This window comes from Enterobacter sichuanensis (assembly GCF_009036245.1).
Classification (GTDB): Bacteria; Pseudomonadota; Gammaproteobacteria; order Enterobacterales; family Enterobacteriaceae; genus Enterobacter; species Enterobacter sichuanensis.
In genome coordinates this window covers 4,337,176-4,352,915 of record NZ_CP027986.1, presented here as the reverse complement: position 1 = coordinate 4,352,915, position 15,740 = coordinate 4,337,176, and the positions used below count along the sequence as shown (strand labels likewise).

The window sequence follows — 15,740 nt, the reverse complement described above, 5'->3', positions numbered from 1 at the left end:
TATGAAACTTGTTACAGGTATTGTCACTTCTCTGGTTATTGGGTCACTTTCATTTGGCGCCTTTGCGGCAAAAGAGCTGGAAAAAGATAAAGTTGCAGGAATGAATCTGACCAAAATTGGTGAGATTTCTACGTCTGACACCACCGCGCCGATGGACGCAAGAAGAGAGCTGTCGAAGAAAGCGGATGAACTGGGTGGAACCTACTACGTTGTCACCAGTGCTGAAAAGCAGACCAAAAACGTACGCGCAACGGCGGACGTCTATAAGTAATACGATAAAGCCGGGCATCACAGCCCGGCTTTATTATCGCAGTGCCCACCACTCCCTGAGGCAGGCTTTACCTTCCGGGCAGCTTTTACAACTGCCGGAGAGGCAACCTTCCGCGTCTTCCTGAATCCGCACGGCTTTCCCCATCGCTTCGAGCCTTTCCAGCATGGCATCGATCATCGGCTGCGGCGTATGCAGGGTGAGGCTTAATTGTCTGGCCTCCATCCGTCCCTGTAGCGCCAGCAGATCACGAACCTGAATCAACGATGCCATGAGGTGCTCCTTAGTGACAGTCGCCCGCCGGGCTATTGCAGCAGGTCGCGGCGGTTTTACGCTTCGCCAGCAGGTCGATATCGACGCGGCTGCGCGCGCGCCGTAACAGGCCGAGCACGATGACGTTAAACAGAACCACCGCGAGGATGCAGACCAGGCTGTAGCGCGGGTGCTGGCTGAAGTTAACGGTCTGATAGAAGAGCGTTGCCAGCGAGTAGGCGATGTTTAACCCCCACAGGATGGAGAAGCCCATCCAGCCGCGGCTGGACTCACGGGCAATTGCCCCCATCACCGAGATGCACGGGATATAGAGCAGAACAAAGATGAGGTAGCTATAGGCCGCGGAGGCGCTGCCAAATTTCTCGCTCATCACGCCCATGGCGCCCGTCGCCATTTCACCGTCGCCTTTGCTGGCTTCAATCGGGTTGGCCAGCACGCTCAGGCTAAAGGTATCTTTCAGGCTCTGCCAGGTTTCCTCTACGGCACCCAGCAGTTCATGGCCGAGATGAAACGCTGCTGGATCAAATTCCTGCTCCTGAATGTTCTCTGCGGTGTAGAGCGTATTCAGGGTGCCGACAACCACCTCTTTCGCCATCGCACCGGTGAACAGCCCGACGGTTGCCTGCCAGTTATCCTCATGCACGCCAATCGGTTTGAAGACCGGGGTGATGACGCGGCTGACGGAGGCAAGAGCCGAGTCGTTAATGTTATCTGCCGCCTGCCCGCTAAGGGTAAAGCTGTTCAGCGCGCTCAGGAAAACACTGACGATGACAATCACCTTACCGGCGCGCAGCACAAAGCCTTTCAGACGCTGCCAGGTCTGAATCACCAGGCTTTTCAGATGCGGCACGTGATAGACCGGCAGCTCCATCACAAACGGTGAGGCTTCACCCCGCATGATGGTGTGTTTCAGCATTAAGCCAGTGAGGATCGCCATCACGATGCCCAGCACATACAGGGAGAAGACCGCCAGCGCGCCCTGCTGGCCAAAGAAGGCAGCGGCAAAGACGGCAAAGATCGCCAGTCGGGCACCGCAGGACATGAACGGCGCCATCATGATGGTCATCAGACGTTCGCGCGGCGCATCAAGCGTGCGCGCCCCCATCACCGACGGGACGTTACAGCCAAAGCCGACAATCAGCGGGACGAAGGATTTACCCGGCAGGCCCAGCGCCTGCATCATGCGATCCATCACGAACGCGGCGCGCGCCATGTAACCGGAGTCTTCCAGGAACGAGAGGAACAGGTACATCATGCCGATCTGCGGCACCAGCGGCAGAACGGTGTTGATACCGCCGCCGATCCCCTGTGCGAGGAAGATGGTTAGCCATTCCGGGAAGTGCAGGGTGTAGCCCACCCACTGAATCCCATGCACGAAGACCGCAACGGAACCGGCATCGAAAATCGGCTGGAGCGCGCCACCGATGTTAATGGCGAGCAGGAACATCACGTACATGACCAGCAGGAAGATGGGCAAGCCGAGGAAGCGGTTAAGCACAACCTTATCCACCGCCGCCGTAAAGCGGCTGGGTTCTGCCGTGAGGGCATTACTGACCACATCGCAGATCGACGCGATGGCCTGGTAACGGGCATCGGCGATGTGCAGCGCCGGGTCGTCCAGCTCGTCGCTCAGACGGGCCATGGTTACGTCGAGTTTATCAGCCGCGTGTCCGGCGTAAGCACGGCTGTAGATATCGCCTTCCAGCATCTGCAGGCCGAGCCACAGCCGCTGTTTCGCCGGCATACTGTTGTCCATCTCCTGCGCCAGCATATGGGCTTCGCGCAGGAGGGGCTTCGCGTAATGCACCAGCTCAACGTCGCGGTTCCCCGCATGGCGATCGATGGCGAGCTTCAGGGAATCAATCCCGCGAGCACGCGTCGAGACCAGCGGAACCACCGGGCAACCCAGGCGCGCGGAGAGGGCGTCGACGTCGATGCGCAGCTTTTGTTTCTCCGCAATGTCGAGCATGTTGAGCGCCACGATGCAGGGGATCCCCAGTTCCAGCAGCTGCAGCGTCAGATAAAGGTTACGCTCGAGATTGGAGGCATCGACCACGTTGATCAGCAGGTCCGCGTCGCCGCCCAGAATATAGTGACAGGCAATTTGCTCATCGAGCGAGGTTTGTGACGAAATGGTGGTTAAAGAGTAGGTGCCGGGAAGGTCAACCAGCGTGACCTGGTTGTCGGTTGTCGTAAACTGACCCTCTTTACGCTCAACCGTTACCCCAGCCCAGTTGCCCACGCGCTGGCGGGCCCCTGTCAGCTGGTTAAAAAGCGTCGTCTTGCCGGAATTAGGATTGCCAATTAAGCCAATAGTTAACTTTTTCATTTTTTTAGACTCACTGAAACCGCTGGCTTGTTATCGGGATAAGGCTTCGACTTCTATTAATGCGAGGTCTTTCTTACGCAGTACCAGATTCACGCGTCGGGTTTCGATATGAACCGGATCGCCTAACGGGGCCACGCGTACCACCTGGAATGACGAGCCGGGCAGCATGCCCAGTGACAGCAGCTTTTGCCGATAGGCCGGGCTAATTTCGCGGGTAAAACCGGTAATCTTCCATGCACTGTCTGGAGTGAATTGCATAATGCCTGATTCCACGAAAGGTTAAATAATCTACTATGCGATGATAATGAGAATAGTTTTTATCAGCAATATTAAAACTGTGACGGAATGTTGTTTGCGGTATTAATTTACGGCCTGTTTGACCTTGCTCAATATTTGCTGAAATGACGGGAAAACGAAAAGGAGAGTATTTGTTAACGGGGTGATAATTCGCGGTTTAAATATGGATGTGCAATCGGTTTCATCTATTACGGTATAATTTGTCCCCTCTCCCCGTTGGGGAGAGGGTTAGGGTGAGGGGTTAGCGTTTCTTACCCATCGCGGCCGCCAGCGCATCCATCATCGCGCTGTTGCCTGCAGGCTGGGCATCACGTCCGCGCGGTTTCGCGCCTTTAGCGGCCGGGCGCTGCTGCTCGCGACCGCCACCGTTAGCGCCGCGGCGCGCGCTGGTTTCACCTGGCTGCTCGTCCAGACGCATGGTCAGGGCGATTCGCTTGCGCTGCAGATCCACTTCCAGCACTTTAACCTTCACGATGTCGCCCGCTTTGACCACGGTATGCGGGTCTTCAACGAACTTGTCGGCAAGCGATGAGATATGCACCAGACCATCCTGATGCACGCCGATATCGACAAATGCGCCAAAGTTGGTGACGTTGGTCACTGCGCCTTCCAGCACCATGCCCGGAAGCAGGTCGTTCATGGTCTCGATACCGTCGGCAAAGGTCGCTGTTTTAAACTCAGGGCGCGGATCGCGGCCCGGCTTTTCCAGCTCTTTGATGATGTCGGTAACGGTAGGCACACCAAACTTGTCGTCAGTGAAATCAGCGGCTTTCAGGTTGTGCAGGGCGCTGCTGTCGCCCATCAGATCTTTCAGCGCCTGCTGGGTGGCGGCCAGAATGCGTTCCACCACCGGGTACGCTTCCGGGTGGACGGTGGAGGCATCCAGCGGGTTATCGCCATGGTTGATGCGCAGGAAGCCCGCGCACTGCTCAAACGCTTTTGGCCCCAGACGGCTTACCTTCAGCAGCTGCTGGCGGTTCTGGAACTGACCGTTCTCATCGCGCCAGGCGACGATGTTCTGCGCCATCATGCGGGTTAAGCCCGCCACGCGCGTCAGCAGAGGAACGGAGGCGGTGTTCAGATCCACGCCGACGGCGTTTACACAGTCTTCCACCACCGCATCCAGCTTACGCGCCAGCTGAGTCTGGCTCACGTCGTGCTGATACTGGCCCACGCCGATGGATTTCGGGTCGATTTTCACCAGCTCTGCCAGCGGATCCTGCAGGCGACGGGCGATCGAGACCGCGCCGCGCAGAGAAACGTCCAGGTCCGGGAACTCCTGCGCTGCCAGCTCGGACGCGGAATAGACGGAGGCCCCTGCTTCGCTGACGATCACTTTCTGCGCAGTCACTTTCGGGAACTGCTTCTGCACGTCGAGGTAGAAACGTTCGGTTTCGCGGGACGCCGTACCGTTGCCGATGGCGACCAGCTCCACGTTGTACTTCTCGCACAGCGCGGCCACCACGACGGCCGCTTTGGCGGCCTGGCCGGTGTGCGGATAGATGGTGTCGGTAGCGACCAGTTTACCGGTGCCGTCCACGACGGCCACCTTCACGCCGGTACGCAGCCCCGGATCGAGACCCATGGTGGCACGCAGGCCCGCAGGGGCGGCCATCAGCAGGTCGTGCAGGTTACGGGCGAAGACGTTGATCGCTTCATCTTCGGCGCGCTCGCGCACGGTGCCCATCAGCTCGGTTTCGAGGTGCATCAGCACCTTGATGCGCCAGGTCCAGCTCACCACGCCTTTACGCCAGCTGTCTGCCGGGGCGTTGTTCAGGCGCAGGCCAAGATGGTCGATGATGATCTGCTCACAGTGGCTCTCTTTCGGCGGCTCGTCAAACTGCGGGTCGGCGTTCAGGGAGAGCTGCAGCACGCCTTCGTTGCGGCCACGGAACATCGCCAGCGCACGGTGAGAAGGGGTGGTAGAAATCGGTTCGTGGTGATCGAAGTAGTCGCGGAATTTCGCGCCCTCTTCCTCTTTACCCGCGACGACGGTAGAGACGATGTGTGCATTCTTCCACAGGTAATCACGCACTTTGGCAAGCAGGGCCGCGTCTTCGGCGAAGCGCTCCATCAGAATGTAGCGTGCGCCATCAAGGGCGGCTTTGGTGTCCGCCACGCCTTTATCGGCATCGATAAATTTCGCCGCTTCGGTTTCCGGGTCATGTGACGGCGTGTTCCACAGCAGCTCTGCCAGCGGCTCGAGTCCCGCTTCAATCGCAATCTGCCCGCGCGTGCGGCGCTTCGGCTTGTACGGCAGATAGAGGTCTTCGAGCTCGGTTTTGCTCAGGGTGCCGTTAATGGCGGTTTCCAGCTCGCTGGTCAGTTTGCCCTGTTCGCCGATGGATTTGAGGATCGCCTGACGACGTTCTTCCAGTTCGCGCAGATAACCCAGACGGGTTTCCAGGTTACGCAGCTGCGTGTCATCCAGCCCGCCGGTGACTTCCTTACGATAACGTGCAATAAACGGCACGGTGTTCCCTTCATCAAGCAGGCGAACGGCAGCTTCTACCTGTTCGGCTCTGGCCTGAAGTTCACCCGCAATAATGCGGCAGAGCGAATCTTTCATCATGGCTTTATCATCTTGTGGGTCAAAAATCAGGGGATAGTTATACGGGCTGACACGGCAAAATGCCAGCCGGGGAGGGCGCTCTCGGACTATTTTACGTAGACGATCTCATTGACGTACCAGCTGGCTTCACCGGCGGGTGTCTGCACGACGGCGAGGTCGCCCACCTCTTTTTTCAGCAGCGCGCGGGCCATCGGGGAGTCGATGGAGATGTAATCCTTACGACCAAAAATTTCATCGTAGCCGACAATGCGAAAACGCAGGGTATCACCGTTGTCGTTCTCAATCTCAACCCACGCGCCAAAGAACACTTTGCCCTCCTGCTGGGGGGAGTAATCGACAATTTTAAGGTTTTCAAGGCATTTGGTCAGATAGCGTACCCGGCGGTCGATCTCACGCAGCCGCTTTTTGTTGTACTGGTAGTCAGCGTTTTCGCTGCGGTCGCCCAGGCTTGCTGCCCAGGTCACTTTTTTGGTCACTTCAGGGCGCTCTTCGCGCCACAGGGTGTCCATCTCTTTTTTGAGTTTTTCGTACCCTTCGCGGGTGATCAGGGGCGTTTTCATTCGGTGACCTTCAGACTCGACATCATTGCAAACCTTGCGCACATTACGTATCACATCGCATATCTGACAGCGTTAATAATGATTTATGTGATGAAATGTGCAGATAAGCTGCTGTTAAATATGCTTTGTAACAATTTCGACTAGAATTTATACCAGAATTAGCTGGTCGAACACGTGCACTTTTTTAGAATACGCTGTTATTAGACTATCCGAACCTTTGGGAGTACACACAATGCAAGAGAACTACAAAATTCTGGTCGTGGATGACGACATGCGCCTGCGTGCGCTGCTGGAACGTTATCTGACCGAGCAGGGCTTCCAGGTTCGTAGCGTCGCGAACGCTGAGCAGATGGACCGTCTGCTGACCCGTGAATCTTTCCACCTGATGGTTCTCGACCTGATGCTGCCTGGTGAAGACGGGCTCTCGATCTGCCGCCGTCTGCGTAGCCAGAGCAACCCGATGCCGATCATCATGGTGACGGCGAAGGGCGAGGAAGTGGACCGTATCGTGGGCCTCGAAATCGGCGCGGACGACTACATTCCTAAACCGTTTAACCCGCGTGAACTGCTGGCGCGTATTCGTGCTGTGCTGCGTCGTCAGGCGAACGAACTGCCGGGCGCACCGTCGCAGGAAGAAGCCGTCATCGCCTTCGGCAAGTTTAAGCTGAATCTCGGCACGCGCGAGATGTTCCGTGAAGACGAGCCTATGCCGCTCACCAGCGGCGAGTTTGCGGTGCTGAAAGCGCTGGTCAGCCACCCGCGTGAACCGCTCTCCCGTGACAAGCTGATGAACCTCGCGCGTGGTCGTGAATACTCCGCAATGGAACGCTCCATCGACGTGCAGATTTCCCGTCTGCGTCGCATGGTGGAAGAAGATCCAGCGCATCCTCGTTATATTCAGACCGTTTGGGGTCTGGGCTACGTGTTCGTCCCGGACGGCTCTAAAGCATGAGGCGAATGCGCTTCTCACCGCGAAGCTCGTTTGCCCGCACCCTGTTACTGATCGTCACCCTGCTGTTCGTCAGCCTGGTGACGACCTACCTGGTCGTGCTGAACTTTGCAATTTTGCCTAGCCTCCAGCAGTTTAATAAGGTCCTGGCCTATGAAGTCCGTATGCTGATGACCGATAAGCTGCAGCTGGAGGATGGCACGCAACTGGTTGTGCCTCCGGCGTTTCGCCGTGAAATCTACCGTGAGCTGGGCATTTCGCTCTATTCCAATGAAGCGGCGGAAGACGCTGGCCTGCGCTGGGCGCAGCACTACGAATTTCTCAGTCAGCAGATGGCGCAGCAGCTGGGCGGCCCAACGGAAGTGCGCGTTGAGGTAAACAAAAGCTCGCCTGTCGTCTGGCTGAAAACCTGGCTGTCGCCCAACATCTGGGTGCGCGTCCCGCTGACCGAAATCCATCAGGGCGATTTCTCGCCGCTGTTCCGCTACACCCTGGCGATTATGCTGCTGGCGATAGGCGGTGCGTGGCTGTTTATCCGTATACAGAACCGACCGCTGGTCGACCTGGAGCACGCGGCGCTGCAGGTCGGTAAAGGCATTATTCCTCCCCCGCTGCGCGAGTATGGCGCTTCGGAAGTCCGTTCGGTGACGCGTGCGTTTAACCATATGGCGGCAGGCGTGAAGCAGCTGGCGGATGATCGTACGCTGCTGATGGCGGGGGTCAGCCATGACCTGCGCACGCCGCTCACGCGTATCCGTCTGGCGACGGAGATGATGGGAGAAGAAGACGGCTATCTCGCCGAGTCCATCAACAAGGATATCGAAGAGTGTAACGCCATCATCGAGCAGTTCATCGACTACCTGCGCACCGGGCAGGAGATGCCGATGGAGATGGCCGATCTGAACGCGGTGCTGGGTGAAGTGGTGGCAGCGGAAAGTGGCTATGAACGTGAAATTGATACCGACCTTCAGGCGGGTGAAATTCAGGTTCGCATGCACCCGCTCTCCATTAAGCGCGCGGTAGCGAACATGGTGGTCAACGCGGCGCGCTACGGCAATGGCTGGATCAAGGTGAGCAGCGGATCGGAGCTCAACCGCGCCTGGTTCCAGGTCGAAGACGACGGTCCTGGCATTAAGCCGGAGCAGCGTAAGCATCTGTTCCAGCCGTTTGTGCGCGGCGACAGCGCCCGCAGCACCAGCGGTACAGGCCTGGGCCTGGCGATTGTGCAGCGTATTGTGGATAACCATAACGGGTTGCTGGAGATTGGTACCAGCGAGCGGGGCGGTTTAAGCATTCGCGCCTGGTTGCCGGTGCCGGTCACGCGGGGGCAGGTGAAAGAGGGATAGTGCGGTCTGATGCCCTCACCCCGACCCTCTCCCAAGGGGAGAGGGAGAAAACATTAAAAAAGGCAACTTTCGTTGCCTTTTTGTTTTTACCTACAGCTTCGGTCCCGCACTCACCAGCGCAGCACCTGCCGGGGTATCGGTATACTTCTCGAAGTTCTCAATAAACAGTTTCGCCAGCGATTCCGCTTTTTCACGCCACTGCTCCGGCGAACCGTACGTATTGCGCGGGTCGAGGATATGCGTATCCACACCCGGCAGCGACGTCGGGATGGCCAGATCAAACATCGGCAGCGTGAAGGTTTCGGCGTCGTCCAGAGAACCATCCAGAATGGCGTCGATAATGGCGCGGGTATCTTTGATGGAGATACGCTTGCCGGTGCCATTCCAGCCGGTGTTTACCAGATATGCCTGTGCCCCGGATGCCTGCATGCGTTTCACCAGCACTTCCGCGTACTGCGTCGGGTGCAGCGACAGGAAAGCCGCGCCGAAGCAGGCGGAGAAGGTCGGGGTTGGCTCCGTCACGCCGCGCTCGGTACCGGCCAGCTTCGCGGTGAAGCCGGAGAGGAAGTGGTACTGCGTCTGGCTGGCGGTCAGGCGAGAGACCGGAGGCAGCACGCCGAACGCATCCGCCGTCAGGAAAATGACCTTTGTGGCATGACCCGCTTTTGACACCGGCTTGACGATATTGTCGATGTGGTAGATCGGGTAAGAGACGCGGGTGTTTTCCGTTTTCGACGCATCGTCGAAGTCGATGGAGCCATCAGCACGCACGGTGACGTTTTCCAGTAGCGCATCGCGACGGATGGCGTGGAAGATATCCGGTTCGGCCTCTTCAGAAAGACGAATGGTCTTCGCGTAGCAGCCGCCTTCAAAGTTGAATACGCCGTCGTCATCCCAGCCGTGTTCGTCATCGCCAATCAGACGACGTTTTGGATCGGTGGACAGCGTAGTTTTCCCGGTGCCGGAAAGACCAAAGAACACCGCCACGTCGCCTTTTTCCCCGACGTTCGCCGAGCAGTGCATGGAGGCGATGCCCCGCAGCGGCAGCAGGTAGTTCATGACGGAGAACATCCCTTTCTTCATTTCGCCACCGTACCAGGTACCGCCAATCAGCTGGATACGCTCGGTCAGGTTGAAGGCAACAAAGTTTTCGGAGTTCAGACCCTGCTCTTTCCACTGTGGGTTCGTGCATTTCGCGCCGTTCATCACAATGAAATCTGGGGTGAAATCCTGCAGCTCTTCGTCGGTTGGACGAATAAACATGTTTTTCACGAAATGCGCCTGCCAGGCCACTTCGGTGATAAAACGTACGGAGAGACGGGTGTCGGCGTTAGCGCCGCAGAAAGCGTCGACAATGAACAGACGCTTGCCGGAAAGTTGATGAGTGACGAGCCCTTTCAGATGCTGCCAGGTTTCCGGAGAGAGCGGTTTGTTATCGTTCTTTCCTTTGCCCTTGTCAGCCCACCACAGCGTATCGCGGGTGGTTTCGTCACGGACGATATACTTATCTTTCGGCGAACGACCGGTAAAGATACCGGTATCGACGGCGATAGCACCAAGATTCGTCAACACACCGCGCTCGTATCCTTCCAGTGCTGGATTGAGCTCTTCCTGATACAGCGTATCGTAGTCGGGGTTGTAGACGATTTCCTGGACGTCGTGAATACCATAAGCCTTGAGATCTTGCGGGGTTAAACCAGTAACACGCATATCACTGCTCCTTAGCCAATATGTACTGCCTAAAATTGTAGGGTTTTTCTGAGGTTGCTAACCGCGACGGGGCTCATAGATTTACGCATCTGGACAAAACCCTTACTAACGGAAAACGCTGCGACTCCAGTCACAGTGCAGGCGGATTATCGCAGGAATCGCTTTTTTGTTGGGGAAAATGTTCCGAAAAGGTTAAACGCTGGTGATTTTATCGGAAGGAATGTGAATGTAATCGCATACACGTAAGAAAATTACGTAAGTGTTACATTATGAAAACGATTCAGCTGGGGGCGGTTTTTTTACCCCCTCACCCTTTGGGGAGAGGGTTAGGGTGAGGGGCAAAGAGTATTAGTGGACCTGCGGATCCGCCGGGGAGGCATTGTTGCGGATCTCAGCGATATCCATTGAATTGAACACGTAGTGCGTACCGCAGTAGTCACAGTGCATATCAATTTCGCCATCTTCCGCCATGATGCTGTCGATCTCTTCATCAGGCAGGGTTTTCAGCGCGCCAGCGCAACGCTCGCGAGAGCAGGTGCACTTAAACTCCACAGTCTGCGGGTCGTAGACGGTCACTTCTTCCTCGTGGTACAGACGCCACAGCACGTCGGTCGCCGACAGGTTGAACAGCTCTTCTGCCTTGATGGTTTCGGTCAGCGTTGCCAGGTGTTCGAAATCATTGGTCTGAGCATCCTGTGCCGGCAGAACCTGCAGCAGCATACCGCCCGCAGCAGGCTGGCCGTCCACTTCACCGGTGCGGATAAACAGACGTGTTGGCAGCTGTTCAGAACGCATGAAGTAATCTTCAAGGCAGGCTGCCAGGGTGTCGCCTTCCAGACCGACCACACCCTGATAGCGTTCACCTTCCTCCGGGGAGATAGTGATCACCAGGTAACCATTACCCACCAGCGTTTTGAGGTCCGCATTTTCAGGCACGTCGCCTTGAACGCGCGCCACGCCACGCATCTGCTGCTGATTATTGCCGTTGATGACCGCCAGCGACATCGGGCCGTCACCCTGCAGCTGCACGGTGATATCACCGGCAAATTTCAGCGTAGCGGTCAGCAGGCTGGTGGCAACCAGCAGTTCGCCCAACAGGGTTTTCACCGGCAGCGGGTAGGTGTGGTTTTCCAGAATCTGTTTCCAGGTTTCGGATACGGTGACCAGCTCGCCACGCACGGCGAATTGTTCAAACAGATAGCGGTGTAATTGGTCGTGTTGGGCCATAATAGTCTCTCGTGCAGGTGAGGTTACTCGGTCTCACCGTGTTTAAATTTCATCAGATCGCGGCGCTCTTTTTTATCCGGTCGCCGGTCCGGGTGGGGCATGGTCAGCGCGTTCATTTTGCGCGCCAGCGCGGTCTTCTCGCGCTTTTTAATGCTTTCCGCCGTCTCTTCATAAAGCAGTACGGCTTCAGAGGCGGGCCGTCGTTGTTCGGTAATGGCTTTAATCACCACCGTTCGTTCATCGTTGCCCTGACGCAGCGTTAAGGTGGCATTCAGCTCAACCAGCTTGCTCGGTTTGCTGCGCTGGCCGTTGTAATGCACTTTACCGCCGTCAATCATCTCGCGGGCAAGGGCGCGTGTTTTATAAAAACGCGCCGCCCACAGCCATTTATCCAGTCTTACCCCGTCAGAGGGTTTTTCTTTCATGTGGCGTCTCCTTCACGGTCAGTGAGGGGATCATCTGGCGATAGTCGTTCAGTCCCGGATGGCGCAGATAGCTTTTTTCAGCCAGGCCAGAGTCAGGATTGGTGACGCCCAGACAATAGCGAATGCCAAACGTCGCGGCGGAATCCAGAATGGGTTCGCTGTCATCAATGAACAGCGTGCGCTCCGGCTGCAAACCCGTCTCTTCCTTCACCGCATGCCACAAACGCTGATCCTCTTTCGGATAACCAAATGTGTGGGTGGAAAGTAATAAATCAAGGTGCGACGCCAGCCCCGTATGCTCCAGCTTCACGGCCAGGTTGTGCGGATGCGCGTTGGTCAGCAAGATACGGCGCTTGCCGCTCGCTTTCAGCGCATCCAGGAACGGAACCGTATCCTCGCGCAAAACGGCGCGTGGGCCCTGGGCGGTGGTCATGGCACAAATATCTAAACCGAGGCGCTCGCTCCAGTAGTCAAGACAGTACCAGTTTAGCGTATGTTGCACCGCGCTATATTGCGAACGAATGAATGCCTGCGCTTCTGCCGGGGTGATCCCCTGTTGCTCGCTATAGGTTTCAGGAACCAGCGTTTGCCAGAAATAGTTATCAAAGGCGAGATCGAGCAGCGTGCCGTCCATATCCAGCAGAACGGTATCAACCTCCTGCCAGGCGATATCAAGATGCATAAGGGGGAACTCCAGCCAGAAGAAACGTGCGCGACAGGGTAGCACATCTTGTCGCGCAGCGACGTTATCAGATCAGGCTCTCAGAAGAGGGGATCAGCTTAGGATTGAGGCAGTTTTCGTAATATTGCTGGATCTCGGCAAGCCGGGTGCGCGAGCGCTGGTAGCGGCGCAGGGCCATAACACCGTTCCAGAAAATGGCGGCAAGCATCGCGATCATCAGCAGTGAGGTGCCGATGTAACGCCACAACCCTGCGCTATCCGGCATCCGGTGAAGGCCGACATGGCGGGTGCCATTGGCATCGGTATAAATACTCGTGACGATGCCTTCGGCGCTGAACGGCGTCTGCATCAGCATCTGCGCCAGGCGCTGGAACTGGCTCCACTGTTCCTGCGCCGGGTAGTCATAAAGCGCGACCTGCGGGTAAGGCTGATCGACCAGGTCGCTGCCTTCATCGCTGACAATCACAAAACCGCCGGGTGCCGGGCTGTTTAGCGCCTGCGCCGCACGGGTGGTTTCGCGCATCATGAACGGTGATGTCGAGGTGGCGACCAGGTTATCCAGCGATTCAGCGCTAACCGGGCGCAGCAGCACGTTAACGCCATCCAGTCGTCCCGCTTCGGCACGCTTCACCAGCGAGTCCCAGTCTTTACTGTTCCCCAGGTTGACCAGCGCATTTTTAAGACGTATGCACTCGTCCTGAGAGGCACAGAGATCCTGTGTTTTCAGCACGATGTCACCAAAATCATCCAACAGAACCATGCCCGATTTCTGAATGGCCGAGCGCAGCGCAGGGCTGACGCGCGAATCATCGTCCGGTTTCGGGTGCAGCTGGCGGTTGACCGTCTGGGTAAGCGCCGTGGCTTTGTTCACCACTTCGGATTCCGGCAGCGGCAGCGGCGGTGCGTCGTTCCAGATAATTTGCGAGCAATCGAACGGCGTGAACGGTGAGTTCTGACGTGTGTTCCACGCCCCTGGGGTGTGAATATTACACATCCCGGTTCCCTTCAGGCGCAGCGTGTCTCCCACGCGCACACCGGCTTCATCCAGTTGATTGACGCTGGTCGCTTCGATGGTTTGCGCCCCTTTAATCCACGACAGGGTGAATTTGATGGGCATATCCAGCGGCACGAAAAGCAGCAGCATGATAAAGACCAGCGCAGCGCCGCCGGCAATGACCGCGCTGCGTAGCCAGTGCTGAAGCGGGAAATTTTTTACTTCATCATGCAGGGATAAGAAGCGTCCCTGGCGCACAACGTGGCGGTCAAGGTAGATATCAATATCGGTTTTCTGACCTAAGTCCTGCGCAATCCACGGTTGCCAGTGACGCGGGTAGATAAGGTCGATAATACCGAGCGAGATATTGTTGAGATGTTCCTGATCGTTTTCACCAAACAGACCCCAGCGCTTGGGCGTACCGCGCAGACAGTGGATCTCTCGCAGCGAGGTTTTGGCAGGCGGGGCGAACAGTCCCCATAGCCCGGCAGCCAGCAGCAGCACCGCACCACCGGCCAGCCAGGGGACAAACACATCCGGCGTCAGCAGGCAGACAAAAAAGAGCAGGAAGGCAGCGACGATCAGAACGGCCTCACGAATGCCGTCCGGGCGGCTCAGGGCATACTCTTCATGCGTCTCCTGGCGAATGTTCAGCAGCTCGATCTGCTCAGTCTCTTCGCCACGGATGGAGGCCTGCGTTGAACTTGCGCGCTCAAGCGCAAAACGCGGGGCTTCCTGAAGGTACTCATTCAGCGTGTGGCCGTTCAGTGAGATAACCAGGGGCAATGAATCGGTATGGATCAGCTCAACGCTGTTTTCGTCATTAATGTATTGCTCCCAGGACGGGGGCAGATGCACTTCGACAGAATCAAGATAATAGCGCCATTTGTTGGGGTCGTCGGTGGTGATGCCATACCGCGTGATGGAGCGTGTCACGCAAAGCACGGTATCGCTTTGCGCATTAAGTTTTAGCGCAACGGGCGCAGCAGTGGCCCCCGTTGGCCCAGGGGTCAGCTGAGAACGGTTCAGTATTTCAAGATAGTTTTCAACCGCATCGCGCTCGTCTTGCGTGAGCTTACGCGTGCTCGCACCCGCAAAAGCATTCAAAAAGGGCAGACGGTAACGGCGCTGTACGCGACGCCTGTAGATCCATCCTGCAACCAATGCGCCGGCCAGCATAGCAGCGAGAACAATCAAAATGGTGCTCATGCTTTCCCCATCTTACTTATCGTCTTACAGGTGTTGTCTGTAGCACCTTTACATTGAATGAGTTTCTGTGGCTGGCTATCGGCAAGTATGGAGTCGAACTTGAGCATTCTGAAGCGCATCCCAGTGACCGCTGATAATAGCAAAGCCTGATAGGGCGCGATATCAGCAAATTCCTGGAAACATTTCAACCTCTTGACATTTGTTTTGAATTGAGGATTGATCCCTGCTACGTTGCACAAATGTAAATAAAGAGCGATTGACATTGCCGAAACCGTGCAGCGTATCGCACAATAACGCCAGTTCTCACTGCTAAGACCCATCAAGATGAGCAAACCACTACAAAAACCCACCATTCTGAATGTTGAAACTGTCGCTAAATCGCGCCTGTTTAATGTCGAAAGTGTGGACCTGGAGTTCAGCAACGGTGTGCGTCGCGTTTATGAGCGTATGCGCCCCTCGTCGCGCGAAGCGGTGATGATAGTTCCGATTGTCGACGATCACCTGATTTTGATCCGCGAATACGCTGTGGGAACGGAATCTTACGAGCTTGGGTTCTCGAAAGGGCTTATCGATCCGGGCGAAACCGTCTTTGAAGCGGCAAACCGCGAGCTGAAAGAAGAGGTGGGTTTTGGTGCGAATGAGCTGTCGTTCCTGAAAAAACTGAGCATGGCACCGTCTTATTTTTCCAGTAAAATGAATATCGTGGTGGCTGAAGACCTCTACCCTGAATCGCTGGAAGGGGACGAGCCGGAGCCGCTGCCGCAGGTTCGCTGGCCGCTGGCGCATCTGATGGATCTGCTTGAAGACCCTGACTTCAATGAAGCTCGCAACGTGAGCGCGCTGTTCCTGGTCCGGGAGTGGCTGAAGGGGCAGGGGCGACTGTAGTCCATAAAAAAAGC

The 15,740-nt window shown here is 56.5% G+C and carries 14 protein-coding genes; 4 read left to right on the top strand and 10 right to left on the bottom strand.

The window, feature by feature from the left end:
* Position 1: 1 nt before the first annotated feature.
* On the top strand, positions 2–271 hold the full coding sequence (locus C1N69_RS21165) for a YdgH/BhsA/McbA-like domain containing protein (protein ID WP_025758113.1): 270 nt from the start codon (positions 2–4) through the stop codon (positions 269–271).
* 33 nt (positions 272–304) lie between these two features.
* Here the strand turns inward: C1N69_RS21165 and feoC are convergent, their stop codons facing one another.
* From feoC to greB, 5 genes are all read right to left on the bottom strand, one after another.
* Positions 305–541 carry a [Fe-S]-dependent transcriptional repressor FeoC gene (gene feoC / locus C1N69_RS21160; RefSeq protein WP_025758111.1) on the bottom strand — a complete coding sequence of 79 codons (237 nt, stop codon included), beginning with the start codon at positions 539–541 and terminating at the stop codon, positions 305–307.
* A 10-nt stretch (positions 542–551) separates the two neighbouring features.
* Entirely contained in the window at positions 552–2,870 is a 2,319-nt protein-coding gene (gene feoB, locus C1N69_RS21155) for a Fe(2+) transporter permease subunit FeoB (protein ID WP_155031826.1), read from the bottom strand.
* A 30-nt stretch (positions 2,871–2,900) separates the two neighbouring features.
* Positions 2,901–3,128, bottom strand: coding sequence for a ferrous iron transporter A (feoA, locus tag C1N69_RS21150; RefSeq protein ID WP_008503050.1), 228 nt, complete (start codon positions 3,126–3,128; stop codon positions 2,901–2,903).
* Positions 3,129–3,408: 280 nt separating this feature from the next.
* Complete coding sequence (locus C1N69_RS21145; RefSeq protein ID WP_155031825.1) at positions 3,409–5,739, bottom strand: Tex family protein; 2,331 nt, start codon at positions 5,737–5,739, stop codon at positions 3,409–3,411.
* Between the two features lie 86 nt (positions 5,740–5,825).
* Positions 5,826–6,299, bottom strand: coding sequence for a transcription elongation factor GreB (greB, locus tag C1N69_RS21140; protein WP_045285981.1), 474 nt, complete (start codon positions 6,297–6,299; stop codon positions 5,826–5,828).
* A gap of 232 nt (positions 6,300–6,531) precedes the next feature.
* Here greB and ompR point away from each other — a divergent pair, with 232 nt between their 5' ends.
* Together ompR and envZ are read left to right on the top strand one after the other, a co-directional pair.
* Positions 6,532–7,251, top strand: coding sequence for an osmolarity response regulator transcription factor OmpR (ompR, locus tag C1N69_RS21135; RefSeq protein ID WP_001157751.1), 720 nt, complete (start codon positions 6,532–6,534; stop codon positions 7,249–7,251).
* Entirely contained in the window at positions 7,248–8,594 is a 1,347-nt protein-coding gene (envZ, locus tag C1N69_RS21130; RefSeq protein WP_029882169.1) for a two-component system sensor histidine kinase EnvZ, read from the top strand. The genes ompR and envZ overlap by 4 nt, the downstream gene beginning before the upstream one ends.
* Positions 8,595–8,684: 90 nt before the next feature.
* Here the strand turns inward: envZ and pckA are convergent, their stop codons facing one another.
* From pckA to C1N69_RS21105, 5 genes are all read right to left on the bottom strand, one after another.
* Positions 8,685–10,304 (bottom strand): phosphoenolpyruvate carboxykinase (ATP), encoded by a 1,620-nt coding sequence (pckA, locus tag C1N69_RS21125; RefSeq protein WP_023309493.1) that lies wholly within the window; start codon positions 10,302–10,304, stop codon positions 8,685–8,687.
* 348 nt (positions 10,305–10,652) lie between these two features.
* Entirely contained in the window at positions 10,653–11,531 is an 879-nt protein-coding gene (hslO, locus tag C1N69_RS21120; RefSeq protein ID WP_025758104.1) for an Hsp33 family molecular chaperone HslO, read from the bottom strand.
* A gap of 23 nt (positions 11,532–11,554) precedes the next feature.
* Positions 11,555–11,956, bottom strand: a complete 402-nt coding sequence (gene hslR, locus C1N69_RS21115) for a ribosome-associated heat shock protein Hsp15 (protein ID WP_126801282.1) — start codon at positions 11,954–11,956, stop codon at positions 11,555–11,557.
* Positions 11,937–12,638, bottom strand: a complete 702-nt coding sequence (gene yrfG / locus C1N69_RS21110; RefSeq protein WP_025758101.1) for a GMP/IMP nucleotidase — start codon at positions 12,636–12,638, stop codon at positions 11,937–11,939. The genes hslR and yrfG overlap by 20 nt, the downstream gene beginning before the upstream one ends.
* A 67-nt stretch (positions 12,639–12,705) precedes the next feature.
* Positions 12,706–14,841 carry an intracellular growth attenuator family protein gene (locus C1N69_RS21105; RefSeq protein WP_045285980.1) on the bottom strand — a complete coding sequence of 712 codons (2,136 nt, stop codon included), beginning with the start codon at positions 14,839–14,841 and terminating at the stop codon, positions 12,706–12,708.
* A gap of 324 nt (positions 14,842–15,165) precedes the next feature.
* On the opposite strand from C1N69_RS21105, the gene nudE reads away from it, so the two are divergent.
* Complete coding sequence (gene nudE, locus C1N69_RS21100) at positions 15,166–15,726, top strand: ADP compounds hydrolase NudE (RefSeq protein WP_008503041.1); 561 nt, start codon at positions 15,166–15,168, stop codon at positions 15,724–15,726.
* Positions 15,727–15,740 lie beyond the last annotated feature (14 nt).